26 protein-coding genes and 1 pseudogene are annotated in these 24919 nt (G+C 42.1%); 17 read left to right on the forward strand and 10 right to left on the reverse strand.

Annotation, left to right across the window (positions count from 1 at the left end):
* Positions 1-96: 96 nt before the first annotated feature.
* The gene (gene ade, locus EFK13_RS08060; protein ID WP_129505836.1) at positions 97-1830 is read left to right on the forward strand and encodes an adenine deaminase; all 1734 of its coding nucleotides are present in this window, start codon (positions 97-99) and stop codon (positions 1828-1830) included.
* Positions 1831-1872: 42 nt separating this feature from the next.
* Here the strand turns inward: ade and rnjA are convergent, their stop codons facing one another.
* Together rnjA and rnpZA are read right to left on the reverse strand one after the other, a co-directional pair.
* On the reverse strand, positions 1873-3540 hold the full coding sequence (rnjA, locus tag EFK13_RS08065; protein WP_003238841.1) for a ribonuclease J1: 1668 nt from the start codon (positions 3538-3540) through the stop codon (positions 1873-1875).
* A 5-nt stretch (positions 3541-3545) separates the two neighbouring features.
* Positions 3546-3755: an RNA polymerase subunit omega 1 gene (gene rnpZA / locus EFK13_RS08070; protein ID WP_064812944.1), complete on the reverse strand. Its 210-nt coding sequence runs from the start codon at positions 3753-3755 to the stop codon at positions 3546-3548.
* 380 nt (positions 3756-4135) lie between these two features.
* On the opposite strand from rnpZA, the gene EFK13_RS08075 reads away from it, so the two are divergent.
* On the forward strand, positions 4136-4909 hold the full coding sequence (locus EFK13_RS08075) for a Cof-type HAD-IIB family hydrolase (protein WP_129505835.1): 774 nt from the start codon (positions 4136-4138) through the stop codon (positions 4907-4909).
* A gap of 36 nt (positions 4910-4945) precedes the next feature.
* Here EFK13_RS08075 and def read toward each other — a convergent pair whose 3' ends face one another.
* From def to EFK13_RS21225, 3 genes and pseudogenes are all read right to left on the reverse strand, one after another.
* The gene (def, locus tag EFK13_RS08080) at positions 4946-5500 is read right to left on the reverse strand and encodes a peptide deformylase (protein ID WP_064812940.1); all 555 of its coding nucleotides are present in this window, start codon (positions 5498-5500) and stop codon (positions 4946-4948) included.
* Positions 5501-5609: 109 nt separating this feature from the next.
* Positions 5610-5708, reverse strand: a pseudogene (locus tag EFK13_RS21220) (YjcZ family sporulation protein); the annotation flags it as partial.
* A complete protein-coding gene (locus tag EFK13_RS21225) occupies positions 5675-5812 on the reverse strand; it encodes a hypothetical protein (protein ID WP_407062075.1) in 138 nt (45 codons plus the stop codon). The gene EFK13_RS21225 and the pseudogene EFK13_RS21220, both read right to left, overlap by 34 nt.
* 162 nt (positions 5813-5974) lie before the next feature.
* On the opposite strand from EFK13_RS21225, the gene EFK13_RS08090 reads away from it, so the two are divergent.
* The 5 genes from EFK13_RS08090 (at position 5975) to lpdA (ending at position 12024) form a co-directional block, all read left to right on the forward strand.
* Complete coding sequence (locus EFK13_RS08090) at positions 5975-6646, forward strand: YkyA family protein (protein ID WP_129505834.1); 672 nt, start codon at positions 5975-5977, stop codon at positions 6644-6646.
* Positions 6647-7067: 421 nt separating this feature from the next.
* A complete protein-coding gene (pdhA, locus tag EFK13_RS08095) occupies positions 7068-8183 on the forward strand; it encodes a pyruvate dehydrogenase (acetyl-transferring) E1 component subunit alpha (RefSeq protein ID WP_003222294.1) in 1116 nt (371 codons plus the stop codon).
* Positions 8184-8186: 3 nt separating this feature from the next.
* Positions 8187-9164, forward strand: a complete 978-nt coding sequence (gene pdhB / locus EFK13_RS08100) for a pyruvate dehydrogenase complex E1 component subunit beta (protein ID WP_014113660.1) — start codon at positions 8187-8189, stop codon at positions 9162-9164.
* A gap of 114 nt (positions 9165-9278) precedes the next feature.
* Entirely contained in the window at positions 9279-10607 is a 1329-nt protein-coding gene (pdhC, locus tag EFK13_RS08105) for a pyruvate dehydrogenase complex dihydrolipoyllysine-residue acetyltransferase (protein ID WP_129505833.1), read from the forward strand.
* Between the two features lie 4 nt (positions 10608-10611).
* Positions 10612-12024, forward strand: coding sequence for a dihydrolipoyl dehydrogenase (gene lpdA, locus EFK13_RS08110; RefSeq protein WP_003222288.1), 1413 nt, complete (start codon positions 10612-10614; stop codon positions 12022-12024).
* A gap of 43 nt (positions 12025-12067) precedes the next feature.
* Here lpdA and slp read toward each other — a convergent pair whose 3' ends face one another.
* A complete protein-coding gene (gene slp, locus EFK13_RS08115) occupies positions 12068-12442 on the reverse strand; it encodes a peptidoglycan-associated lipoprotein Slp (protein WP_119997036.1) in 375 nt (124 codons plus the stop codon).
* Between the two features lie 420 nt (positions 12443-12862).
* Between slp and EFK13_RS08120 the strand changes: the two genes are divergently transcribed.
* The gene (locus tag EFK13_RS08120; protein WP_129505832.1) at positions 12863-12982 is read left to right on the forward strand and encodes a GapA-binding peptide SR1P; all 120 of its coding nucleotides are present in this window, start codon (positions 12863-12865) and stop codon (positions 12980-12982) included.
* A 34-nt stretch (positions 12983-13016) separates the two neighbouring features.
* Here EFK13_RS08120 and speA read toward each other — a convergent pair whose 3' ends face one another.
* Positions 13017-14489, reverse strand: a complete 1473-nt coding sequence (gene speA, locus EFK13_RS08125) for an arginine decarboxylase (RefSeq protein WP_075745849.1) — start codon at positions 14487-14489, stop codon at positions 13017-13019.
* 183 nt (positions 14490-14672) lie between these two features.
* Here speA and EFK13_RS08130 point away from each other — a divergent pair, with 183 nt between their 5' ends.
* Both EFK13_RS08130 and EFK13_RS08135 read left to right on the forward strand, forming a co-directional pair.
* Positions 14673-14939 (forward strand): UPF0223 family protein, encoded by a 267-nt coding sequence (locus EFK13_RS08130; RefSeq protein ID WP_014663837.1) that lies wholly within the window; start codon positions 14673-14675, stop codon positions 14937-14939.
* A 114-nt stretch (positions 14940-15053) separates the two neighbouring features.
* Positions 15054-16204 (forward strand): IS3 family transposase gene (locus EFK13_RS08135; protein WP_129507417.1). Its coding sequence is split into 2 segments (ribosomal slippage): positions 15054-15327 and positions 15327-16204, totalling 1152 coding nucleotides; the frame shifts between segments, so codons are not numbered across the junction.
* Between the two features lie 58 nt (positions 16205-16262).
* On the opposite strand, the gene EFK13_RS08140 is transcribed toward EFK13_RS08135, so the two are convergent.
* Entirely contained in the window at positions 16263-16901 is a 639-nt protein-coding gene (locus EFK13_RS08140; RefSeq protein ID WP_039073829.1) for a YktB family protein, read from the reverse strand.
* A 239-nt stretch (positions 16902-17140) separates the two neighbouring features.
* Here EFK13_RS08140 and EFK13_RS08145 point away from each other — a divergent pair, with 239 nt between their 5' ends.
* The 3 genes from EFK13_RS08145 (at position 17141) to EFK13_RS08155 (ending at position 18718) form a co-directional block, all read left to right on the forward strand.
* On the forward strand, positions 17141-17329 hold the full coding sequence (locus tag EFK13_RS08145) for a hypothetical protein (protein WP_129505831.1): 189 nt from the start codon (positions 17141-17143) through the stop codon (positions 17327-17329).
* A gap of 137 nt (positions 17330-17466) precedes the next feature.
* Positions 17467-18264, forward strand: coding sequence for an inositol-1-monophosphatase (gene suhB / locus EFK13_RS08150; RefSeq protein WP_129505814.1), 798 nt, complete (start codon positions 17467-17469; stop codon positions 18262-18264).
* Positions 18265-18289: 25 nt separating this feature from the next.
* Complete coding sequence (locus EFK13_RS08155; RefSeq protein WP_129505830.1) at positions 18290-18718, forward strand: GNAT family N-acetyltransferase; 429 nt, start codon at positions 18290-18292, stop codon at positions 18716-18718.
* Between the two features lie 62 nt (positions 18719-18780).
* On the opposite strand, the gene EFK13_RS08160 is transcribed toward EFK13_RS08155, so the two are convergent.
* The gene (locus EFK13_RS08160; protein WP_193554145.1) at positions 18781-19689 is read right to left on the reverse strand and encodes a class I SAM-dependent methyltransferase; all 909 of its coding nucleotides are present in this window, start codon (positions 19687-19689) and stop codon (positions 18781-18783) included.
* Positions 19690-20070: 381 nt separating this feature from the next.
* Positions 20071-21636 (reverse strand): neutral metalloprotease NprE, encoded by a 1566-nt coding sequence (gene nprE / locus EFK13_RS08165; protein ID WP_129505812.1) that lies wholly within the window; start codon positions 21634-21636, stop codon positions 20071-20073.
* A gap of 273 nt (positions 21637-21909) precedes the next feature.
* Here nprE and EFK13_RS08170 point away from each other — a divergent pair, with 273 nt between their 5' ends.
* The 4 genes from EFK13_RS08170 to EFK13_RS08185 are packed head-to-tail and all read left to right on the forward strand — an operon-like array spanning position 21910 to position 24917.
* On the forward strand, positions 21910-23847 hold the full coding sequence (locus EFK13_RS08170; RefSeq protein WP_129505811.1) for a hypothetical protein: 1938 nt from the start codon (positions 21910-21912) through the stop codon (positions 23845-23847).
* Entirely contained in the window at positions 23837-24106 is a 270-nt protein-coding gene (locus tag EFK13_RS08175) for a hypothetical protein (protein ID WP_129505810.1), read from the forward strand. The genes EFK13_RS08170 and EFK13_RS08175 overlap by 11 nt, the downstream gene beginning before the upstream one ends.
* The gene (ylaC, locus tag EFK13_RS08180) at positions 24106-24627 is read left to right on the forward strand and encodes an RNA polymerase sigma factor YlaC (RefSeq protein ID WP_129505809.1); all 522 of its coding nucleotides are present in this window, start codon (positions 24106-24108) and stop codon (positions 24625-24627) included. The genes EFK13_RS08175 and ylaC overlap by 1 nt, the downstream gene beginning before the upstream one ends.
* Positions 24624-24917 carry an anti-sigma factor family protein gene (locus EFK13_RS08185; RefSeq protein ID WP_129505808.1) on the forward strand — a complete coding sequence of 98 codons (294 nt, stop codon included), beginning with the start codon at positions 24624-24626 and terminating at the stop codon, positions 24915-24917. Before ylaC ends, EFK13_RS08185 begins: the two co-directional genes overlap by 4 nt.
* Positions 24918-24919 lie beyond the last annotated feature (2 nt).

Here is a 24919-nt window from a genome sequence, read left to right on the forward strand (position 1 = left end):
AATGAAATGAGCGCCAATTTCTTAAAATTTTATTGACTAAGCATAGGCGTTCCGATAGCATATTGTACCATATAATAAAAAAGAGGAGGGGCCTATTTGAATAAAGAAGCGCTTGTCAATAGGCTGAATGCTTCAGCCCGGAGACAAAAAGCAGATATCGTCATCAAGAACGGAAAAATCATGGACGTATTCAATCAAGAATGGATATATGAAGATATTGCGATTACAGATGGAGTCATAGTGGGCCTCGGTGAGTATGAAGGCGAAAACATCATTGATGCAGAGGGACAAATGATTGTTCCGGGTTTTATTGATGGACATGTACATATTGAGTCATCTATGGTTACACCGGTTGAGTTCGCTAAAGCGGTGCTGCCGCATGGGGTGACGACCGTTGTTACCGATCCGCATGAGATCGCGAATGTGTCTGGTGAAAAAGGGATTGCATTTATGATTGAACAGGCTCGGCAAACACCGCTGAATATCCATTTTATGCTCCCCTCCAGTGTGCCTGCCGCAAGCTTTGAGCGATCAGGCGCAGTACTCAAAGCAGCCGATTTAAAGCCTTTTTACGAAGAGGAAGAAGTATTGGGGCTGGCTGAAGTCATGGATTATGTGTCGGTTCAGCAGGCTGAAGAAGATATGGTTCAGAAACTGCTTGATGCCCGTGTTGCAGGTAAGCGGATTGACGGTCATTTAGCGGGTTTGTCAACAGACCTCATTAACATTTATCGAACTGCGTTTGTCTTAAACGATCATGAAGTAACGACGAAGGAAGAAGCCCTTGATCGTATTAGAAGGGGAATGTATGTCATGATGCGTGAAGGATCAGTCGCTAAAAACACTCTACAAGTGCTGCCGGCGGTGAATGAAAAGAATGCGCGCCGCTTCTTTTTCTGTACGGATGATAAGCATGTAGATGATTTGTTGTCAGAGGGAAGTGTGAATCATCAGGTGAAAATGGCGATGCAAGCCGGACTTGACCCGTTTTTAGCCTATCAATTAGGAAGCCTTAACGCAGCCGAGTGCTATGGACTGGATACAAAGGGAGCGATTGCACCGGGTTTTGACGCTGATTTGCTTTTTGTATCTGATCTTGAAAATGTCACTGTCTCAATGACGATGGTAAAAGGACAGACGGTTGCTGAAGACACCAAAGCAATCTGTCAAGATAGCGCTACAGCGGCCGTACCAGACCCGTCACTGCTTGATTCTGTTAAGCTTGCGGCTCCTCTTAAAAAACAGAATTTTCATATGCCAATCGATTCAAAGCGGAAAATCAATGTCATTCAAATCATTCCAAATCAGCTTGAAACACGATTGGTACATGTTCCGGCTCCTGCTGCCCGCTTCTTTGAGCCTGACACTGACCTTGATTTGTTAAAGATTGCAGTTATTGAGAGGCATAAAGGATTAAAAGAAATCGGACTTGGTGCTGTGAAAGGGTTTGGATTCAAGAGCGGAGCGATTGCCACAACCATTTCGCATGATTCCCATAATATTATAGCCGTCGGAACAAATGATGCCGATATGGCGGCTGCAGTTAATAAGCTGCAGGAAATTGGCGGAGGATTAACGATTATAAAAAATGAAGAAGAGCTCCATTCAGTACCGTTGCCGATTGCGGGGTTATTATCCGACCAATCTGCGGAGCAGGTGAATAAGAGCTTGCAGACGCTGCACGAAAAATTGTCGTTAGTCGGATTCACAGGCGGATTTAATCCATTTTTGACGCTGTCATTTTTGGCTTTGCCTGTCATTCCTGACATCAAAATGACGACAACAGGATTATTTGATGTAAAGTCATTTCGGCACATATCGCTGCAATAACAGCAATAAAAAAGATGCACTCCTTGTGAGTGCATCTTTTTTTTAAACCTCCATAATGATCGGAAGGATCATCGGACGGCGTTTCGTTTTTTCGTATAAGAACGGTGCAAGCGTATCTGTAATCTCGTTTTTGATTTCAGACCATTGAGTCGTTTTTCGTTCCATCACTTTTTGTAAATGATTAGAAATAAGCTCTTGAGCGTCATTGATCAAGTCTCCGGATTCTCTCATGTACACAAATCCTCTGGAAATCAAATCAGGTCCCGCTGAAATCTTAAAGCCGTCCATGTCAATGCTGACAACCACGATGACAAGACCTTCTTCAGAAAGAATTCTGCGGTCGCGAAGCACGATATTACCGATATCACCGATGCCGCTACCGTCAATGTAGACTGAACCGGACGGGATTTTGCCGGCAACTGAAGCTTCATCGCCTTTAAGCGCCAATACTTCACCATTATCCATGATAAAGCAGTTTTCTTCGGGGATGCCGCAATCTGTTGCAAGCTTGACATGCATCTTTTGCATTCTATACTCACCGTGAATCGGCATGAAAAATTTAGGCTTGATTAAACGAAGCATAAGCTTTTGTTCTTCCTGTCCGCCGTGACCGGATGTATGGATATCGTTAAGAGGTCCGTGAATAACCTCGGCTCCCGCGCGATACAGCTGGTTAATCGTCCGGCTCACACTGATTGTGTTGCCTGGAATAGGGGATGAAGAAAATACGACTGTATCCCCAGGATTAATTGAAATCTGGCGGTGCGTGCCGTTTGCAATTCTTGATAACGCCGCCATCGGTTCCCCTTGGCTTCCTGTACATAAAATCGTTACTTTATTGGCAGGCATGCGATTGATTTCGTTATGTTCAATAAACGTATTTTTAGGACAGTTAATATATCCGAGGGTTTGTCCGATTTCAATAGCCGATTCCATACTGCGTCCAAATACAGCAACTTTTCTTCCATTTAATACAGCAGCCTCAATTACTTGCTGCAAACGGTGGATATTCGACGCAAATGTGGCGAAGATAACTCGGCCGTCTACCTTGCGGAAAATGTCATGAATGCTTTCTCCGACTCGGCGCTCAGACATAGTGAACTCTGGGTTTTCACTATTTGTGCTGTCAGAAAGGAGGCACAGAACGCCTTCTTTTCCGATTTCGGCCATTTTCGTCAAGTTTGCCGGCTCGCCGACTGGAGTAAAGTCGAATTTGAAATCTCCAGTATGTACGATGTTTCCTGGCGGCGTCTTTACAACAATACCGTAGGAATCCGGAATGCTATGTGTTGTTCTGAAGAATGACACAGCCGTTTTGCGGAACTTAACGATATCATCTTCACCGATAATGTTCAGTTTCGTCTGTCTTAATAACCCATGCTCTTCAAGTTTATTCCGAAGTAAGCCGATCGCGAGTTTACCGCCGTAAACAGGAATATTCACTTGTCTGAGCAGGTACGGAATACCGCCGATGTGGTCTTCGTGCCCGTGGGTGATAAAAAGCCCTTTAATTTTATCTTCGTTTTTGACTAAATACGTGTAATCAGGGATAACGTAGTCAATCCCGAGCAGTTCATCCTCGGGAAACTTGATCCCCGCGTCAATCAGCACAATTTCATCCTGAAATTGAACTGCGTACGTATTTTTACCGATTTCGCCCAAACCTCCGAGGGCGAAAACAGCAGTTTGATCATTTTTTACAAATTTCATACCGCTCATAACTCCAATACTTTAAAATTTTCGCTCTGTTGTTCATATTCTAAAAATGCACCATCAACAGGTGTGATAAACTCAATATTAAATTTCTTCTCTTTCAGCTTTGTTCTGACGTCACGTTCAGATACGCCTTCAATATAAAGTGAATCTGTCTTTTCCCGAACAGGTACTTCCTCAGCTTTTTCTTGATAAAATACCTTATAAATCATCCAAATCTCTCCTTAAATGCCGTATGTTAGACTCGCTTATTCTATTATATTCGAAAACGGAATATAAGGAAAGCCTTGAGCAAAATAAGGACCTCTCGAAAAGTGAAGGATCCCTTGTCAGGCAATCGCTTTCTTGCGGAGCATTCCGTTCCATTGTCTTCTGAGTTTCTTTCTTAATTTGCGCAGCATTTTCAGTTCCTCCTTAATAAACATTTGCCCTGAGTTCTTTTGTACAAATAGTATACGGAGATTGAGGAAGACTTATCGTGGTTATTAATGGAATTTAATATGATTTTTGAACGAAATAGTTTGCTGAATGACAATCTTTTTGTATGATGAGGGTGGGATTTGCAGATCAAGACGATAAAGGGGAAGTTACGATGGATTCAAAATTAATCTTTTTTGATATTGACGGCACGATATTTGATCATGATAAGAATATACCGAAAAGTACGAGAGAAACGGTGGCGGAGCTGCAGCGCCAAGGGCATCATGTATTTATCGCCAGCGGGCGGTCTCCGTTTTTGGTTAAGCCGATTTTGGAAGAACTGGGTATACACTCATTCATTTCTTATAATGGGCAGTATGTTGTTTTTGAAAATCAAGTGATTTATAAAAATCCGCTTCCTGAAGAGGCGATCAGACGATTATTAAAGCAGGCAGGAGAGGGCAAACATCCTGTTGTGTTTATGGCAGAGGATACGATGAAAGCGACTGTTGCGGACCACCCTCATGTTTTGGAGGGAATCGGCAGCCTTAAAACCGATTATCCAGAAACCGATGAGCTTTTTTATGAAGGAAAAGAAATTTTTCAGCTTCTTTTATTTTGCCAGGATGAAGAAGAAAAAGCTTATGCCGCTTTTCCTGAATTTGATCTAGTGCGCTGGCATGAGTTTTCGACTGATGTTCTTCCGCACGGAGGTTCGAAGGCGGAAGGGATTAAAAAAGTCATCGAGCGTCTTCCGTTTGATATCAGTGATACATATGCTTTCGGCGACGGATTAAACGATCTGCAAATGATTGACTATGTCGGGACAGGCGTAGCTATGGGAAATGCTGTTCCTGAATTAAAAGAAATCGCAGACTTTGTAACAAAGCCGGTCGACGAGGATGGAATTGCGTTCGCTGTCAAAGAACTGGGCCTTTTAAAATGAAAAAATCAGCTGGCGCTGTGCCAGCTGATTTTTCTTTTAGCGCTCAATCGCGATTGCATTTTCAGGCTCTTTGAAAGGATTCTCCTTATCAATATGATCATAGAACATAACACCGTTCAAATGATCGATCTCATGCTGAAACACAATAGCAGGAAATCCTTTTAAACGGATATCAATATTTTCGCCTTCGAGCGTTGTTCCTTTTACTCTGATGCGGGCATAGCGGGGAACATAGCCGGGAATCGCTTCATCAACAGACAGGCAGCCCTCGCCGCTTGTTAAGTAGCTTTTTTCGACAGAATGGCTGACAATCTTAGGATTAAACAGAGCATAGCTGTATAACTTACCGGAATCATCTTCCGCATGAACGGCGATCATTCGTTTTTTAATATTAACTTGAGGGGCTGCGAGTCCTACGCCTGGACGCAGCTTGTATTTTTCGGCTAATTCCGGATTTTGGCTGTTCTTCACAAATTCGATCATGTCGGCCAGCTGCTGTTTTTCTGCATCCGTTGCAGGCAGCTCAACAGGTTCAGCTGTCTCTCTTAGGGCTGGATGGCCGTCACGTACGATGTTTTCCATAGTAATCAAGAAACTTCACTCCTAAAGCTTAATATGTAAATTATATCGGATTTGTTAACAGTGGTGCAACGAAATGAATGACCAGCCGTAGATGGCTGGTCAATTTCATGCTGTGTAACTAGCAACAGCCTCCGCCTAAATAAGCAGCTCCGACAATGATTAACAGAATGAATAAAACAACGATTAACGCAAAGGTGCGGCCATATCCGTAACCGCCATATCCGTAACCACCATAACCGCAGCAGCCTCCGCCGTAACCATATCCATACATATTGCAAAACCTCCTATTTGAATTACGCCAGAGCCTTTAGAAGTAGGCATAGCGTCTACTATAACCTATGTAAAAACAAAAAAGTTGTATGGTCATCTGTCCTGATTTTTCATTTTTTGATTTGATTTTAAAGTTGTATTCATACAGTACAGCTATTGCTAAATGTCTCCATGGATTCTATAGTAGAAATTGTAAAGATTGGGGGATTTAACGTGAAAGACGCATTAAAACGGCTGCCCGGGAAGAAAATTGGAGTTTTTTGTGCGATGACACTGTTATTAACAGGATGCATGGGAAAGGACCCGGTTGATTCACTTCATCATTCATTAGAAAAAGCCGCGGAATCGGAAAAGCCGTTTCAAGAAGAACAGAAAACACTCGAAGAATTAGAGGCGAAAGAAAATCAGCTTTATGATGATGTCATGAAGCTCAATATGGATGATTATAAAAAAATTGTTGCTTTATCTGACGAAGCGCTTGAAAATGTCAGCAAGCGCGAAGAACATCTAAAGATTGAAAATGACAGCATCAAAAAATCAGAATCGGAATTTGAGGAAGCAAAAACGTCAGCTGAACATATTAAGGATAAACACATAAAAGAAAAGGCTGATACAGCAGCAAGCCATATGGAGAAAAGATATACATCATATGGCTTCATGTATGAAGAATATAAAAAAGCGCTTCAGCTTAATAAAAAGCTGTATAAGCAGCTGAAAGACAAAGACTTGACACGAGATGATCTGGACCAGCAGATCGATAAAGTCAATGCTTCTTATGAAAAGGTCCTTAAATATAGCGGAGAATTTAATGAACAAACAGATAAATATAATAAAGCCCGGGACGATCTGTATGATGCCGCAGGCTACCATGTTAAAAAGAGCTGACTATGAACAGCTCTTTTTTAAATAAACACGATGCCAATTTTGTTCAAAATTTTCATTTCTATTGTAGTACAGTATGGTGATGTATACTAGTACAGTTTTGGGTGCAGTCTGCATCTGTTTTTTTATTGAAAATGTAAAGCGAATACATTTATTGAAAATCAGCGATGAAAACGATTGACGGCTCTTCTTTATTTGGTGTAAACTAATCCATGTTAAGCGGTGTTGTATTAGTTTTTTACAACTTCGAAATAATACAGTTCAAAGCAGAGTGTAACTATCCTACATAAAAGGTTTTGGCAAACTGGGGATCGGCTAAAATATATACGACTTACTGCTGATACTTTAGGGTACCCTAAGTTTGTATGTATAAAAGGAATGCACGTCTAATGACTGTTTAAAAGAAAGGAAGAGGTGACTTAGTATGGCTGCAAAAACGAAAAAAGCTATCGTTGACAGTAAGAAGCAATTTGATGCCATTAAAAAGCAGTTCGAAACGTTCCAAATTTTAAATGAAAAGGGAGAAGTCGTGAATGAAGCGGCGATGCCTGATTTAACTGATGATCAATTAAAAGAGCTAATGCGCCGCATGGTATTTACGCGTGTGCTTGATCAACGCTCTATCTCATTAAACCGTCAAGGACGTCTCGGATTTTACGCTCCTACTGCGGGTCAAGAAGCTTCTCAGATTGCAACGCATTTCGCGCTTGAAAAAGAAGACTTTGTTCTTCCTGGATACCGTGATGTGCCTCAGTTAATTTGGCACGGCCTTCCGTTATATCAAGCGTTTCTTTTCTCTCGCGGACATTTCAGAGGAAACCAAATGCCTGATGATGTGAATGCCCTTTCTCCACAAATCATTATCGGTGCTCAATACATTCAAACTGCCGGTGTTGCGCTAGGTCTTAAAAAACGCGGTAAGAAAGCTGTCGCAATCACTTACACTGGTGACGGCGGAGCTTCACAAGGGGACTTCTACGAAGGAATTAACTTTGCCGGCGCTTATAAAGCACCTGCAATCTTCGTAGTACAAAACAACCGCTACGCGATTTCAACTCCGGTTGAAAAACAATCTGCGGCTGAAACAATTGCACAAAAAGCTGTAGCTGCAGGTATTGTCGGCGTACAAGTAGACGGAATGGATCCGCTTGCTGTATATGCTGCAACTGCTGAAGCACGCGAGCGCGCAATCAACGGCGAAGGCCCGACATTGATTGAAACACTTACATTCCGTTACGGTCCGCACACAATGGCCGGTGACGATCCGACTAAATATCGTACGAAAGAAATCGAAAATGAGTGGGAACAAAAAGATCCGCTTGTACGCTTCCGCGCGTTCCTTGAAAACAAAGGCTTATGGTCTGAAGAAGAAGAAGCAAAAGTAATTGAGGATGCGAAAGAAGAAATTAAGCAAGCGATCAAAAAAGCTGATGCTGAGCCGAAGCAAAAAGTAACTGATTTAATGAAAATCATGTACGAAAAAATGCCTCACAACCTTGAGGAGCAATTTGAAATTTATACACAGAAGGAGTCGAAGTAAGCCATGGCGCAAATGACAATGATTCAAGCAATCACGGATGCGTTACGCACAGAACTGAAAAATGACGAAAATGTCTTAGTTTTCGGAGAAGACGTTGGTGTTAACGGCGGCGTATTCCGTGCGACAGAAGGATTGCAAAAAGAATTCGGTGAAGACCGTGTGTTTGACACGCCACTTGCTGAATCTGGTATCGGCGGTCTTGCCCTTGGTTTAGGCTTAAACGGCTTCCGTCCGGTAATGGAAATCCAGTTCTTCGGATTTGTTTACGAAGTAATGGATTCAGTTTCTGGCCAAATGGCTCGTATGCGCTATCGTTCTGGCGGACGCTGGACTTCACCTGTAACAATTCGTTCTCCGTTTGGCGGCGGTGTTCATACTCCTGAGCTTCACGCTGACAGCTTAGAAGGTCTTGTTGCACAACAGCCTGGTATCAAAGTTGTTATTCCATCAACTCCTTACGACGCCAAAGGACTTTTGATTTCTGCGATCAGAGACAATGATCCTGTTGTTTTCTTAGAGCACATGAAGCTTTACCGTTCTTTCCGTCAGGAAGTTCCTGAAGAAGAATACACAATTGAGCTTGGCAAAGCTGACGTAAAACGTGAAGGTACTGACCTTTCAATCATCACTTACGGCGCAATGGTTCATGAATCATTAAAAGCTGCCGAGGAGCTTGAAAAAGACGGCATTTCTGCTGAAGTTGTCGACCTTCGCACTGTAAGCCCGCTTGATATCGATACAATCATCGCATCTGTAGAAAAAACAGGACGCGCGATTGTTGTTCAAGAGGCACAAAAACAAGCCGGTATTGCTGCAAACGTAGTAGCAGAAATTAATGACCGTGCGATCTTGAGCTTGGAAGCACCTGTACTTCGCGTGGCTGCGCCTGATACAGTATTTCCTTTCTCGCAAGCTGAGAGCGTATGGCTTCCAAACCATAAAGACGTTCTTGAAACAGCAAGAAAAGTTCTTGAATTTTAATCAAACTGCATAATCGAGAGGGAAGATGAACGTTTTCCCTCTATTATATATCCGTTTTCAATGCTTACGATGTAAACTTTAAAATTGCTTAATCAAACTAGGAGGTCGAGAACTGTGGCATTTGAATTTAAACTTCCAGATATCGGGGAAGGTATCCACGAAGGCGAAATCGTAAAATGGTTTGTCAAGCCTAACGATGAGGTAGACGAAGATGATGTACTGGCTGAAGTCCAAAATGATAAAGCAGTAGTAGAAATTCCTTCACCTGTTAAAGGAAAAGTATTAGAATTAAAAGTTGAAGAGGGAACGGTTGCAACTGTTGGACAAACGATCATTACGTTTGATGCACCTGGTTACGAAGACCTTCAATTTAAAGGCAGCGATGAGTCTGACGATGCGAAAACTGAAGCTCAAGTTCAGTCAACTGCGGAAGCTGGACAGGACGTTGCGAAAGAAGAGCAAGCTCAAGAGCCTGCAAAAGCAACTGGCGCAGGACAGCAGGATCAAGCTGAGGTTGACCCGAACAAACGCGTGATCGCTATGCCTTCTGTACGTAAATATGCTCGTGAAAAAGGCATTGACATCCGTAAAGTAACTGGTTCAGGAAACAACGGACGTGTTGTAAAAGAAGATATCGACAGCTTTGTAAACGGAGGAGCGCAAGATGCTGCGCCGCAAGAAACAGCTGCACCACAAGAAACAGCTGCTAAACCGGCTGCTGCACCAGCTCCAGAGGGCGAATTCCCAGAAACACGCGAAAAAATGAGCGGTATCCGTAAAGCAATTGCGAAAGCGATGGTTAACTCTAAACACACAGCTCCTCACGTAACGTTAATGGACGAAGTGGACGTAACAAACCTTGTTGCACATCGTAAACAGTTCAAACAGGTTGCTGCTGATCAAGGAATCAAGCTTACTTACTTGCCTTACGTTGTAAAAGCTCTTACATCTGCACTGAAAAAATTCCCTGTTTTAAACACGTCAATTGACGATAAAACAGAAGAAGTAGTTCAAAAACATTACTTCAACATCGGTATCGCTGCTGACACTGAAAAAGGCTTGCTTGTACCGGTTGTGAAAAATGCAGATCGTAAATCTGTCTTTGAAATTTCTGATGAGATCAATGGCCTTGCAACGAAAGCGCGTGAAGGCAAGCTTGCTCCAGCTGAAATGAAAGGCGCATCTTGCACAATTACAAACATCGGTTCTGCCGGCGGACAATGGTTCACTCCGGTTATCAACCATCCAGAAGTTGCGATTCTTGGTATCGGACGCATTGCAGAAAAAGCGATTGTTCGTGATGGCGAAATCGTAGCAGCTCCAGTCTTAGCTCTTTCTCTCAGCTTCGACCACCGTATGATCGATGGAGCAACTGCACAAAATGCATTAAATCACATCAAGCGTTTACTGAACGATCCACAATTAATTTTAATGGAGGCGTAATGTTATGGTAGTAGGAGATTTCCCTATTGAAACAGATACTCTTGTAATTGGTGCGGGACCTGGCGGCTATGTAGCTGCCATCCGCGCTGCACAGCTTGGACAAAAAGTAACTGTCGTTGAAAAAGCAACTCTTGGAGGCGTTTGTCTAAACGTTGGATGTATCCCTTCAAAAGCGCTGATCAATGCAGGCCACCGTTATGAGAATGCAAAGCATTCTGACGACATGGGAATCACTGCTGAGAACGTATCAGTTGATTTCACAAAAGTTCAAGAATGGAAAGCTTCTGTTGTAAACAAGCTTACTGGCGGTGTAGCAGGTCTTCTTAAAGGCAACAAAGTGGATGTTGTAAAAGGTGAAGCTTACTTTGTAGACAGCAATTCAGTTCGTGTTATGGATGAGAACTCTGCTCAAACATACACGTTCAAAAACGCAATCATTGCAACTGGTTCTCGTCCTATCGAATTGCCAAACTTCAAATATACTGAGCGTGTCCTAAATTCAACAGGCGCTTTGGCTCTTAAAGAAATTCCTAAAAAGCTCGTTGTTATCGGCGGAGGATACATCGGAACTGAGCTTGGAACTGCGTATGCCAACTTCGGTACTGAGCTTGTTATTCTTGAAGGCGGAGATGAAATTCTTCCTGGCTTCGAAAAACAAATGAGTTCTCTTGTTACACGCAGACTGAAGAAAAAAGGCAACGTTGAAATCCATACAAATGCGATGGCTAAAGGCGTTGAAGAAAGACCAGACGGCGTAACAGTTACATTTGAAGTAAAAGGCGAAGAAAAAACTGTTGATGCTGATTACGTACTGATTACAGTTGGACGCCGTCCAAACACTGATGAGCTTGGTCTTGAGCAAGTCGGTATCGAAATGACGGACCGCGGTGTCGTGAAAACTGACAAACAGTGCCGCACAAACGTGCCTAACATTTATGCAATCGGTGATATCATCGAAGGACCGCCGCTTGCTCACAAAGCGTCTTACGAAGGTAAAATCGCAGCAGAAGCTATCGCTGGAGAGCCTGCGGAAATCGATTACCTTGGCATTCCTGCGGTTGTCTTCTCTGAGCCTGAACTTGCATCAGTTGGTTACACTGAAGCACAGGCGAAAGAAGAAGGTCTTGACATTGTTGCTGCTAAATTCCCATTTGCAGCAAACGGACGTGCGCTTTCTCTTAACGAAACAGACGGCTTCATGAAGCTGATCACTCGTAAAGAGGACGGTCTTGTGATCGGTGCGCAAATCGCCGGCGCAAGTGCTTCTGATATGATTTCTGAATTAAGCTTAGCGATCGAAGGCGGCATGACTGCTGAAGATATCGCGATGACAATTCACGCTCACCCAACATTGGGCGAAATCACGATGGAAGCTGCTGAAGTAGCAATCGGAAGTCCGATTCACATCGTAAAATAATGCTCATATCAAAAACAGCCCTCGCTTTAAGCGGGGCTGTTTTTTATTTTGGCAGCACATGCTGCAATGGTTTAATGATGTCTTCTTTCTTTTTCACACATCCCTCGATCTTCACCACGACATGGCGCTGATCCACAACCATAAGGGTAGGAACGGTTTCGATTTCATCTTCCCAGCCTTTTTTGTTATCATAGACCTTCATTTTATCTATTTGCTCTGGATAATCTTTTTCTAAATCAAGCAGTGCATCGTAATATGGCGCTTCCTGATCAATTTGGTTCTCATCAGAAAAAAACAAGATTTGTGTATGGTGAATGTTGTCAATCCGGCTTTTTTTCACCGGATTGATGGTGGAAAGTGTACAGCCCGATAAAGCAAATACTATTATCAGTATGGGGAATATCACGCGATATCGCATCTATCTTCTCCTTGTATAAACAATAGTAAACTAGCTTTAGTTTATCACGAGAGGCGGCTTAATCTGCTTCTTGTTACCTAATTGTTATATAATTGAAACCGTTTTTAAAGTGAGATTACATTCCATAAAAATCGTTTAAAAGATCGTCTTGGGGGTATAAAGGGTTCATCGCTGCGTCCTTCAATAAAAGTTCAAGAAAATATGAAATCTCATGATGTGTTTTGGCATATGTATCGATGAAAGCTATTGCATGAAAAAGGTATTGAATGATGGAAAATGAAAAAAACAGGTTATATATATCGATATATAAATTAAATGTGTTATACAGTTTATTGTTGACATTTTAAATGTGACATATTAATATAATAGCAACAAAAGAAATTAAGCGTTTTCAAATTTCAAAGAAATGGGGAATGAGAGATGGGTACGATTGTTTGTCAAGATTGCAACGAAGCCATTCATTACTTTGAAGATGAGAAAGTGACAACATTATACGGAACATGCTGTGGACAATGTCAATGTCCTGTTGATGAACAGTAAAAAAAGCATGCGGCTCAAGCCGCATGCTTTTTATTTATTGAATCGCTTTTTGTTCTTTGATGACCCGGATCATGTTTAGCGTCGAGTCCTCAGGCCCTTGAACAGGGAGACCCGCGTCAAGGTTCTTGAAAATGTAGCTGATGTTTTCTTCTGTAATAATCTCACCTGGAATGAAGATTGGAATACCAGGAGGATATACCATGACAAATTCAGCGATAATTCGGCCGGATGCTTCTTTTAGTGGAATGACTTCCGTATTTGCATAGAAAGCGTCACGCGGAGTCATTGCCAATAAAGGTATTTCCGGAAGCAGAACCTCAGTTTGCTGATGTGTGACATCTTTTTCTGACATATGATGTGCAATCTCTGTTAAAGCCTCTACAAGCCGGTCTGCATCATTTTGGCTGTCACCAGGGGTGAAAATACACAATATATTGTACAGATCAGAAAGCTCAACCTCAATATTAAAGGATTCACGAAGCCATTTTTCAACGTCATGACCTGTGAGACCAAGGTTTTTAACAGAGATAATCAATTTTGTCGGGTCATAGCTGTAAGCTGCTTTTGATCCAAGAATCTCAGAACCGACACAATACATGCCTTCAATCTGATTAAGACGGTCTCTCGTCTGGTTGGCAAGCTTCAGTGTCTCCTCAGCAAGCTGATGGCCTTCTGTCGCAAGGCGTTTTCTGGCAACATCCAGTGAGGCGAGAAGCAAGTAAGATGTTGACGTTGTTGTCAGCATGCTCAGGATGGATTGCACTCTGTCTTTAGATACAAGGCCTTCTCTCATGTTTAAAATAGAACTTTGTGTTAGTGATCCGCCCAGTTTGTGTACACTAGTCGCTGCTATGTCCGCTCCTGCCTGCATGGCTGAAAGCGGCAATTCGTCATGAAAATGTATGTGGACGCCGTGTGCCTCATCAACGAGCACCGGTACATCAAACGAATGGGCGAGTTCTACGATGCTTTTTAAGTCGGCTGCAACCCCGAAATATGTCGGGTTGATGACGAGAAGCCCTTTTGCATCTGGGTGCTCCGTAAGCGCCCGTTTAGCAGATTCAAGTGTAATGCCGTGGGAAATGCCCAATTCATTGTCAATTTCAGGATGAATAAAGATTGGGATCGCTCCGGAAAATACAATAGCTGTCATAATTGATTTGTGCACATTTCTTGGAATAATAATTTTATCTCCGGGTCCGCAGACAGCCATCACCATTGTCATAATGGCGCCGCTTGTTCCTTGGACAGAGAAAAATGTGTGGTCCGCGCCAAATGCTTCAGCCGCCAGATCCTGTGCTTGTTTGATGATGCCTTTTGGCGCGTGCAGGTCATCTAATGGTTCAATATTGATTAAATCTATGCTTAACGCGTTTTCACCGATAAATTGTCTAAATTCTGGGTCCATTCCTGCCCCTTTTTTATGGCCGGGAATGTGGAATTGAACAGGCTGTCTGCTTGCATGCTTTTTCAGTCCTGTGTATAAGGGTGTTTCATGTTGCGACAATTGTTTTCCCACCTTTGTAATCATACCTATGCATAATAGTGTGTATTAAAATCAGTTTCTCAACCGTTTTTTAGACGTAAAACAAATGAATTATATTATGAACTTGAAAGAATGTAAAGAACAATTTATGATCAAATGAAGATGCTTTCTCTTAGAGGAAGCAAATGATAAGGAGTGAAGAAAATGGAATACCAATATCCGATGAATGAAGATTGGACAACCGAAGAAGCTGTGGATGTGATCGCATTTTTCCAGCAGGTTGAGCTTGCATATGAAAAAGGCGCTGATCGTGAAGAACTGCTTAAAGCTTACCGCCGTTTCAAAGAAATTGTTCCGGGGAAGGCCGAGGAAAAAAAGCTATGCGGCGAGTTTGAAGAACAAAGTACATACTCGCCTTATCGCACGGTCAAACAGGCGAGAGAATCTGATCAGGCGAAGATTAAGATGTAAGAAATAAGAGCCGGGAAAATGGGACTGACCCCATAAGATGAGACAAATAAAAACACCTTCAAGTTTGAAAACGGATGATTGTTATCCGAAATTAGACTTGGGGGTGTTTTTTCTATGGGGACAAGAGTGAGTTATCCGGTTGAAGTGAAACAGAAGGCTGTAGAAATGAGATTGGCAGGCGTACCTATGAAAGAGATCATGCAGAAATTGAATATTAAGAATAAGACACAGGTTCAGACATGGGTTAGATGGCATAAGGCTGGTGATACACATCGATTCGAACAGCCTGTTGGAAAGCAATACACTTACGGAAAAGGTCCGGAGTATTCTTCCGAATTAGAGAAACTGCAGGCAGAGAATTGTTATCTAAGACAACAGAATGAAGTGTTAAAAAAGTACAACGAATTGGAAAGGAAGTTGATAGCGAAACGTCAGTCGAACTTGTAGAAGTATTGCGCAGCACAATGACCGTGCAGGATATCTGTATTCATTTAGGTATCTCTCGAGCGTCTTATTATCGTTGGAAGAAGAATCGGATGAAGGATCATCCCAAGCGACATTTGGAAAAACAAATCGGTACGTTGTGCCGAGAGCACAAGTATCGATATGGATATCGGAAAATCACAGCCATTTTAAAAAAGGGAATGCGTATCAACCATAAAACGGTTCAACGTATTATGCAGAAAAATCAGTGGCAGTGCCGGGTTAAGGTGAAAAAGCGTAAGAAGAATGGGCAGCCATATGCCGTAGTCGATAATATATTGGATCGGAACTTTCAGTCTGATCGCCCTCTTGAAAAACTAGTAACGGACATCACATATTTGCCTTATGGGCAGAAACAATTGTACCTTTCCAGTATATTAGATTTATACAATGGAGAAGTGATTGCTTATACGATTGGCGATAAGCAGGACACAGACTTTGTCTTAGACACACTTGAGCAGCTGCCAACATTGCCTGAGAACTGCGTGTTACATAGCGACCAAGGTTCTGTGTATACATCTTACGAGTATCAAAAAGCTGTTAACACAAAAGGCATTATCATGAGCATGTCCCGCAAAGGGACGCCCGCTGATAATGCCTCCATCGAATCGTTTCATTCCTTACTAAAGTCTGAAACGTTCTATCTTAACAGCATTGATCGAACTACGACCGCCATCGTAGAACGCACTGTCACAGAATACATTCATTATTATAACAATATTCGTATTCAAACGAAACTAAACAACCAATCACCGATAAACTATCGGCAATTGGCTGTTTAAAAGGTGTTTTGATCCCTGTCTCAAAAACGGGGGTCAGTCCCAATATCCCGGCTCTTTTTTATGCTTGTGATACTTTTTGGGTGAAACGGTACAGAAAAGCAAGCTGCTGAAATGCATCGTCGATACGCTGAAGGAATTCCTGGTTATTCATATTCAGCACTTCTTCTTTTTGAAGCTGGATGCCGCATAACAGCTCGGCTTTTTTTACAGTCTGCAAACGTTCAAACAGCGTCTTCAGCTGTTCCTTGTCCATTTCAGACTGTTTATGTACGCCCGGTTTTGTGTGATCTGCGGACCACACGAAGCTGTCTGGAATATTCTTAGTAATGGTTTCCTGATTTGCTTCAAGCAATTTGCCGTATTCTTCTTTTATTGGGGATTCATAAATGATCGCGAACCACACAAATACGTGGCTTTCCCATAGGCCAATCTGAAAATGCGGCAGTTTTTTATAGCCTCTTTTGCTGTTTGCGAACGCCACCCAGCTGTCAGCAGGGGGATTGACGGATCTTCTTGCGTGCTTTGCCACATGAGGAAACATTTCATCTCCGGTTAAAGCTGATAAAGTCGGGGCGAAATGTTCGCCTAGTGCCGTAAGCTTCGGACGGACCGTCTCTTTTAATACCTCCATGCGCGCGTCTAAGCCTTCTATTGTAAATGTGTTAAAGTCTTCTTCAGTAAAACGCATTTGTGTCATGATTTTCCTCCTTCATGCTCAGTATTCATATTTTATCACAGTTAGGACGAGCGGCAAAAAGATTGCGCGCGTTTGAAGAAAGGGGAAATGTGGTAATAAACGAATAGGTAAACACACAATTTTCAGAATCATGTTACGCGTAAATAGAACAATCATACGATATAAGAAGTAATCATTGTTGAATGGCAAAATGGGATGCTTTTTTACAAACAAATGATCTCTGGAAGGGGCGAAAGACAATGAGGCAAGTTGTAAAAGAGGGGTTTAAGGAAGAGAAAAACAATCGTGTAGCTGTCTGGAGACTAGAGGTTGATTATGAATTGGCAACCCTATATGAAGCAATGCAAAAAGAAAATGAGGAACAGATTCAACAAAGCAAAAACAAACTTGAGCGACTCAGAAAAGAATGGATTCGAATTAACGGGTAAAAAGCGATAGTGAAAACGAACCGCATGAATGGTTCGTTTTTACATGAGAAGGGATATTTTTCATTTTCCTTGCTTTTTCACCGCCGTTATCAGTATCCTATAAAATAAAGGTCTACATAGAAGAGAGGTACGCACGAATGACAAATTGGACGGAAATTGATGAGATTGCAAAGAAATGGATAAGAGAAGCAGGCGCGAGAATTAAACAATCCATGCATGAAAGCCTGACAATTGAAACGAAATCAAATCCGAATGATTTAGTCACCAATATTGACAAAGAAACGGAAAAGTTTTTCATTGAACGCATTCAAGAAACATTTCCGGGACACCGCATACTCGGCGAAGAAGGACAAGGAGACAAACTCCACTCACTGGAGGGAGTCGTTTGGATCATCGACCCGATTGACGGGACGATGAATTTTGTGCACCAGCAAAGAAATTTCGCGATTTCAATCGGGATTTTTGAAAACGGAAAAGGAAAAATCGGTTTAATTTATGATGTGGTGCATGATGAGCTATATCACGCATTTAGCGGCAGAGGAGCGTATATGAACGAAACGAAGTTGGCTCCCTTAAAAGAAACCGTCATTGAAGAAGCGATTCTTGCCATTAATGCGACATGGGTAACGGAAAACAGAAGAATTGATTCAAGTGTGCTAGCGCCCCTTGTGAAAAGAGTCAGAGGCACACGCTCCTACGGTTCTGCCGCTTTAGAGCTGGCAAATGTCGCGGCAGGAAGAATTGATGCTTACATCACGATGCGTCTTGCGCCATGGGATTATGCAGCCGGCTGTGTGCTGTTAAATGAAGTAGGAGGCATCTATACGACCATTGAGGGAGAGCCGTTTACCTATTTAGAAAATCACAGTGTGCTGGCCGGAAACCCATCTATACATAAAACGATATTTGAAGAGTATCTTCATGCTGGAAAGTAGGGCATTTGAACAGGATGATCTCTGTTTGTTAGAGAAGCTCGCGGAGGCTTATCCTGTATGGAAAGAGGAGGAGTTTGGGGAGAAAGATGCAGAAAGCTATATCATCTCCTACTCCATGTACAATGGGTCATGGCTTGTATGGGAAAAAGACGGTCAGCCTGTAGCCATCAGCTATCATCTCGAGTGGGCGCCTTCTAATGGAAAGCCGTGGCTTGGAACGGTGCTGGTAGACCCAGCTGAAGAAAAAAAGGGGCATGCGAGGATGATCATCGAACAGATCAGCACATTGCTCAGAGCCAAACATAAAGCGATGTTTGCCGGAGTTCCCATTGACCGCAGTGAATGGATCCTGTTTTTGAGCCAATGCGGCTTTGAACAGCTGAAAACGGAAAAAGATGAAAAAGGCAAATCATTTATGATCCTGGTGAAGCCATTAACAGAAGCTGCCGTATGATGACGGCAGCTTTTTTTTATAAAAGCCTCCCGAAAATGGGGAGGCATCTGATGATTTGAAAATTATTTTTTCACTGCATGAATATAATGAATCGTTTCAAACGCTGACAAATCGTCCGTTCTATTACAAAAGAAAAGGTCATTAATGTCGTCGGGTGATAAATGTTCATAGATCAGCAAACCTGATGACGCTAACAGATTCTCAATTTCTTGATAAGTAAAACACGATTGCATCGGTTCACCGCTTGCGGCGGCCATCTTCACCATATGTTCAACTCGATTTGACGTTCCTTTTGCTGTAAAGAGTGTTTCGTCCGCATAATCAAAAACGATTGAGCTCCCTGATGGGAGACGAGAGAATAAATTGCTGATCAAGCTTGCGTTTTCTTCCCGTGTTAAATAATAAGACACTCCCAGTAGGCTGAAGAATGTTTTTGTGTTCTCAAATCCTTTATCGAAGAGAGGCTGATACGAAAACGTGTTGGTAAAGTCCATAGGAACAAAGTGAAGGTGCTCCGGGATTGTCAGATTTGCATCCTTCAGCTTATTTTTTTTGAATTGCTGTGTAGCCGGATGATCAATCTCGAAAACTTGTAAGCTGTGTTCCCATTCAGGATGCCGAAAACAAAAAGTATCCAGCCCGGCCCCAAGAATGACATACTGTTTTGCTCCCAGCATCAATTCGTTGTGTAAGACTTTTTCGCAATATGAAGCACGTGCTAAGGGCGTGGGCGACAGCTGGATGTGTGTAACCCACTTTAATATTTCTTCAGGATCATTTTGCAGGCGTTCAGCAACCTCTTTGTTGAAAAACGAGATTCCTTGAATCATATTCTCGCTGATATCTTTAAACTCTTTTTCGTTAATGAGATCTTTTGCAATAAAATCGTCAAAAATGAGAGGCGTGTCATATCGGCTGTGATACGCACGAGCAAAAGCTGAAATCAAAGACGTTACGCTGGGCTTATTCATGAAATGATCCTCCATAAAAAAATAAGATTCCCCCGGCCAGGAGAATCTTATTATACATACAAATATATTAATAGTAAATTATAGCATAAATAAATTTTTTTGTCAATTTTTACGCTCTTTCTTCCACTTTGTTGTATCCATTTCAATAAGCCTAGTGTCAGCTGAAGAATCTCTCTATACCGGATGTATGCTGCAGTTGGTACTACAGAAACGTACTGCTGTTTTTTTACATCTTGAGCGGGGAAGGCCGCATCGCTGCTTTCTCTTTACTGAGCGCTTGTGACTGTGGGTGGCATACTTTCGTTGTAAAGATTTGAACTGAAGAGAGGAGTCAACCCAAGTAACGAAAAAAGCCTGAGGCAACTCAGGCTTTTCCTATTATTACAATCCAACAGCATTCCAGGCTGCTTCAACTTTAGCGGCGTCAGTAGAGCCGTAAAGATCACGGGCAGACTGAATGAGGGCTGCCTTGGCATCTTTGAACGTGGAAGAAGGCGTGAGGTACGTTGTTAACGCACGGTAATAGATCTGCTGTGATTTAGAGACACCAAGCTTTGTAATGGTATTGTAAGCGGCTTTGTTTGGAATTCCGCTGTTTGTGTGTACGCCGCCGTAATCGCCTTCATCTGTGTTTGGAAGGTTTTGATAATCGGCGTAATTGTCAGGCTGATCGTATTTTGTCGGATTGGACAGGCTGCGGAGAGCAGGCTGGCTGACTGTAATGTCTTCACCGATGTCCCAGTCTTCTGTATCGTTAAAATAGCCGAATACGTCAGAGAATGATTCGTTTAATGCTCCCGGCTGATTTTCATAAATTAAGTTGGCTGTTTCTTGAGTGACTCCATGTGTCATTTCATGTGCAGTCACATCTAGTGAGCCGGAAAGCGGAGAGAAGAATGAACCGTCGCCGTCACCGTAAATCATTTGGTCGCCTATCCATGCAGCATTGTTGTACTTATTGCCGTAATGAACGGAAGAAACGATTTTACTGCCTTTGTTATCATAGCTGTTTCGTTTAAAGTTTGAATAAAAATAATCGTACACTTTACCGAGGTTATAGTGTGCGTCAACGGCTGCCCGCTGTGATGAAGATGTAAATGTTTTTGTTGTGCTTGAGACAAGCGTACCCGGAAGGCGGCTTTGTCTGTTTTGCAAGTCATATGTGATGATTTGAGTGCCTGTTGGTTTTGAAAGGTCTCTTAAAACGTATTTTCCGCTTTCATAAGAGATGTTCAAAGGAACAGTTGCGCCCTTTAGAGTTGTTCCGCTTCCAGTGGCGGCGGCATGTTCTACTTTATTTTGCTGTTTTAATATGCTCCCTGTTTCGGCATCAACTAAGACTTCCCAGTTTGCTGGTTCAGGCTCGATATAGCGAATCGTCACATCGTAAGCAAGACGATAGCTGCCGTCCTTTGTTTCTACAGCTTTTAATTCAGCTTTATTGCTGTTTTTGACCGCTCCGTTAGAAACAGCGTCTGGTGATTTGCCGATGGCTTTGAAAGCGAGTGCCAGCGCTTTTTCAGAGGAGACATTTTGGCTGTTTTCTGTTTTTGCAGCAGATTGATTGTGTAATTCACCATTGACCGCATAGACATTATCGGATTTATCAACGTGAACGATCACCTGTGAATCTTTAATAGGCACTCCGTTTACTACAGGCGCATATCGAAAGTGCTTGTACCCAAGGGCATCAGTAGTGCTTTCGACAAGCTTCAGTCTTTTGGCAGGGTCACCTTTAAAAATGTTGCTGTTCTTTTTCAAAAACTGTTTGACTGCCTTGTCATTTGGTGCTGATAGTTCTGATTGCGCAATTGCGTTTTTGGACAGGAAGTTTGTTTGATTCTCTTTAAGCTGATGACTTTCAGCAGCCTGAACACCAGGAAGGCTGATTGACAAACTCATAAACGAAGCAGCGACAGCAACAGACAATTTCTTACCTAAACCCACAATAAATCCCCCTTTTTGAAAATACTGAAAAATCTTTATATTGTTATATTAAACTAGCATCCTGGAATACTCAACATAAACTAACATAACTAGACAAAATTGATAGAATTGTCCTGTGTTTATTTTTGTTGAATAATATCAAGATGAGTCAAGTGTCCTGTGGATCGTTCATTGCAAGTGTTATGGGGAAGAAAAGAAATTTTTGTTTCTTATTGAAACTTTTGGTCAAACCGGCTGTCTAACCGAATGAGGCCTTAATTAAGAAGTAAAGGATTGTTGTTCGTGTTGGAGTTATTCAGTCATTATGTATTGCATTTCGAACGTTATTTTATATTAAGCAGACAAAGCACCTTGCTGATTCAATGGGCAATTGTAGGTTTGGCGGGCTTATATGTTTTGGTACACCATCCCCGGATAAACCGGTACCGCACGATGTTTTTGGCAGGTGTCCTATTGCGGATTGTGTTGCTGGCCGGGGTGTCTGTTGAACTCATTCATCAAGTGCAGGCTACAAACTTTACCAGCGCTTACTTAAGAGAGGACGGCAATGAACTGCTGCCGCTGGTGCATTTTTTGTTATACGGGTATGTGCTGCTGACGGCTTTTCACTATATGCTGATGCCTCGTGGTCATAACGCAAAAGGCATGTTTTATACGTTCGATCTTGCCGTTGTCAGTTTACCGATCGTACAAATGATTTTTAGTTTCTTTTCGTATTGGAAGGAATATCCTGATGGGATGGAGCCGATTGCATTTGTGTTTCTGTTTTTCATCATCACTCTTCCCATTGTGTTGAATGTACTGTTTTTCAAGCTGTATTGGAGAACAAATAAGATTTTACTAGGTTTATTTTATACGCTGATTATCGGACTGCTTGTCTTGTTGCTTGCGCCATATCCCAATCAAATCTCAAAAGATTATGGTGCAGTAATGCCATATACGATTTATTTGACAATGGCGGGATTTTTGATGAGCTATCATCTGTTCCAAAAGTCAGCCAAAGTTTATGTGCGCGTGAATAAGTGGCTGACGAGGTCTATTATTGTGTTTTTTGTCCTGCTCTTAAATCCGATATATAACGCAGGAACCGCTGCTTTCGCTGTATCAAAGCCGATAAATGTCCATGATTCATTCAGTTTTGTCGGGGAGCACATTTCATCAGAAAAAGCGGAACAGATTGTTAAGTCATTTTTTCCTACGAATGAGACATTGTATTTGCATGATACAAAGATGGATGTGCATTATTTCTACTCATTTGAAAGCTTGAGCTATGAGGCAGAGGTGGATGAAGTATCACAGCTGATTAATCATTATCAATACTTGAAAAAACCGCGGGGGAAAACGCTGACTGATCAAGAGTACGTCCGGAAATCCGTTGCTTTCCTTGAGCGACACGGCCGTGTGTTAAATAAAGGTCACATCGAAACAAAGGTGTCTAAAGAAGACGGCCAGACAGCCGTTCGTATATTCCTGAAAAATCAATTTCATAAGAAAGATAATGATGATGGAACGGTATTTTATTGGGAGAAGGAAACCTTAATGGGCTTTAGTGAAGACCCTTCGATTTATCAGCTTGATTCTCTCCTGCATGTTCATATCACAGAACAAGACATACACGGCAAAATGAAGAAAATGTTTACAGCTTTAAACATACCGAAACAGCCTTATCAGATTACAGATGTTGAAAGCAACAGCCTGCTTGGAGGCTTAGTGCATGTTGAAACAAAAGACGGAATTGTTGTGGAATTTGAAAGCGAATCCGGCAGTTTACAAAGTATTTCGCTTCCAATGAAAAAGAATATTTCACTGACAAACAACCAGCTGCAGCGGCAAATATTATCGGTCTTTGATGCTGATGTATCAGAAATAAAGATAAAAAGCAGGCATAGTGATAAGGCGGTGTATTCTGATTCCTCTCATTCGTATGAGTTTTTTGAAGATCAAGGGCAGCTAAACGTTTATGTATACAGCGATACACTCGATAAGTCATTCCCGTACACGTACAGTAATGGAAGATTGGCGTATGAAAAAGTAGCTTCTGCATACACGGATGTCATTTACAAAAAACGTATGCGCCCGATTATCGTTCAAAGAGGGAATGAACGCTATTATGCATGGCTGATCATTATTCAGCCGTTCGGTTCAAACCGCCATGATGCTTATGTGGTGGATGGAGAAACACAAGAGGTGAAAAGTCTTTATGAATCATAAAGAAAAAGAGTCTGTTTTTTTAGATTTATATGACCTATATAAAGAAGGAGAGCTAGAGGACGAATCAATGGAATGGATGAAACAGCATGAGCCATTATATCGAGAGAACGCGGAAAAGTTGAAGAGTGAAGTTTATTTCAAAAGAAGCCCGGGTGCTGAAGAAAAGAGCCAAATCAGACATATGAAAGTATACATGTCTTCCATGTATATTTGTTTCATTTTATTGGCCATTTGGATGACGGTGTGGTTTTACTTTTAATGAAGCATAGGGATTCTATTGAGGACTTGTATCGACAGTATTACCAAGAAATTTTGAATTATTTATTTAGAAGGGCTCATCACCTTGAAACAGCCAAGGACTTAGCGCAGGACACATTTGTGAAAGCACTTAACGGCCTGGCTTCATTTAGGGGGCATTCTTCCATCAGAACGTGGCTTTACACCATTGCGCATCACACCTTTGTCAATTGGTACCGAAGGGATGTCAAATACCAATTTACTGATATCAGCAAAAATGACGGGTTAACGCAAACAACTTATGAGCAGCCTGAACAGTATCTGTCGCGGACGGTAAAAAGCGAAACCCTCATGCAGGAGCTTCTGCAGTTAAAAGATCAGCATCAATCCGTATTGATTTTAAGAGAATTCCAAGAGCTTTCTTATGAAGAAATCGCTGAGATATTGGGGTGGAGTCTTTCGAAGGTGAAAACAACACTGCACCGTGCCAGATTAGAGCTAAAGAAAAACATGATGAAAAGAAGAGAGGAGGAGCGGATATGACCTGCTTTCTAGTAAGAGACCTGCTTCCTCTGTATCTTGAAGGTGATTGTAAAAGAGAAACGGAACATATCATTGAAGAGCATCTAAAGACTTGCGGCAGCTGCAGTGAAATGTATGACATGATGGCTGAGCCCTTTGAATTGGAAGGCGGACAGGCCGTTGAGGAGGCTTTTCTACCGGAAGAAGAAATGCGGTTTAAACAGAGTTACTATGGTTTGCTGATCGTGAAAGCTGCCTGCTGGTTTGGAGCGGCGGTTGCCGTGATGCTGATGATCAAGCTGCTGATATAAAG

Source organism: Bacillus cabrialesii (assembly GCF_004124315.2).
GTDB lineage: Bacteria > Bacillota > Bacilli > Bacillales > Bacillaceae > Bacillus > Bacillus cabrialesii.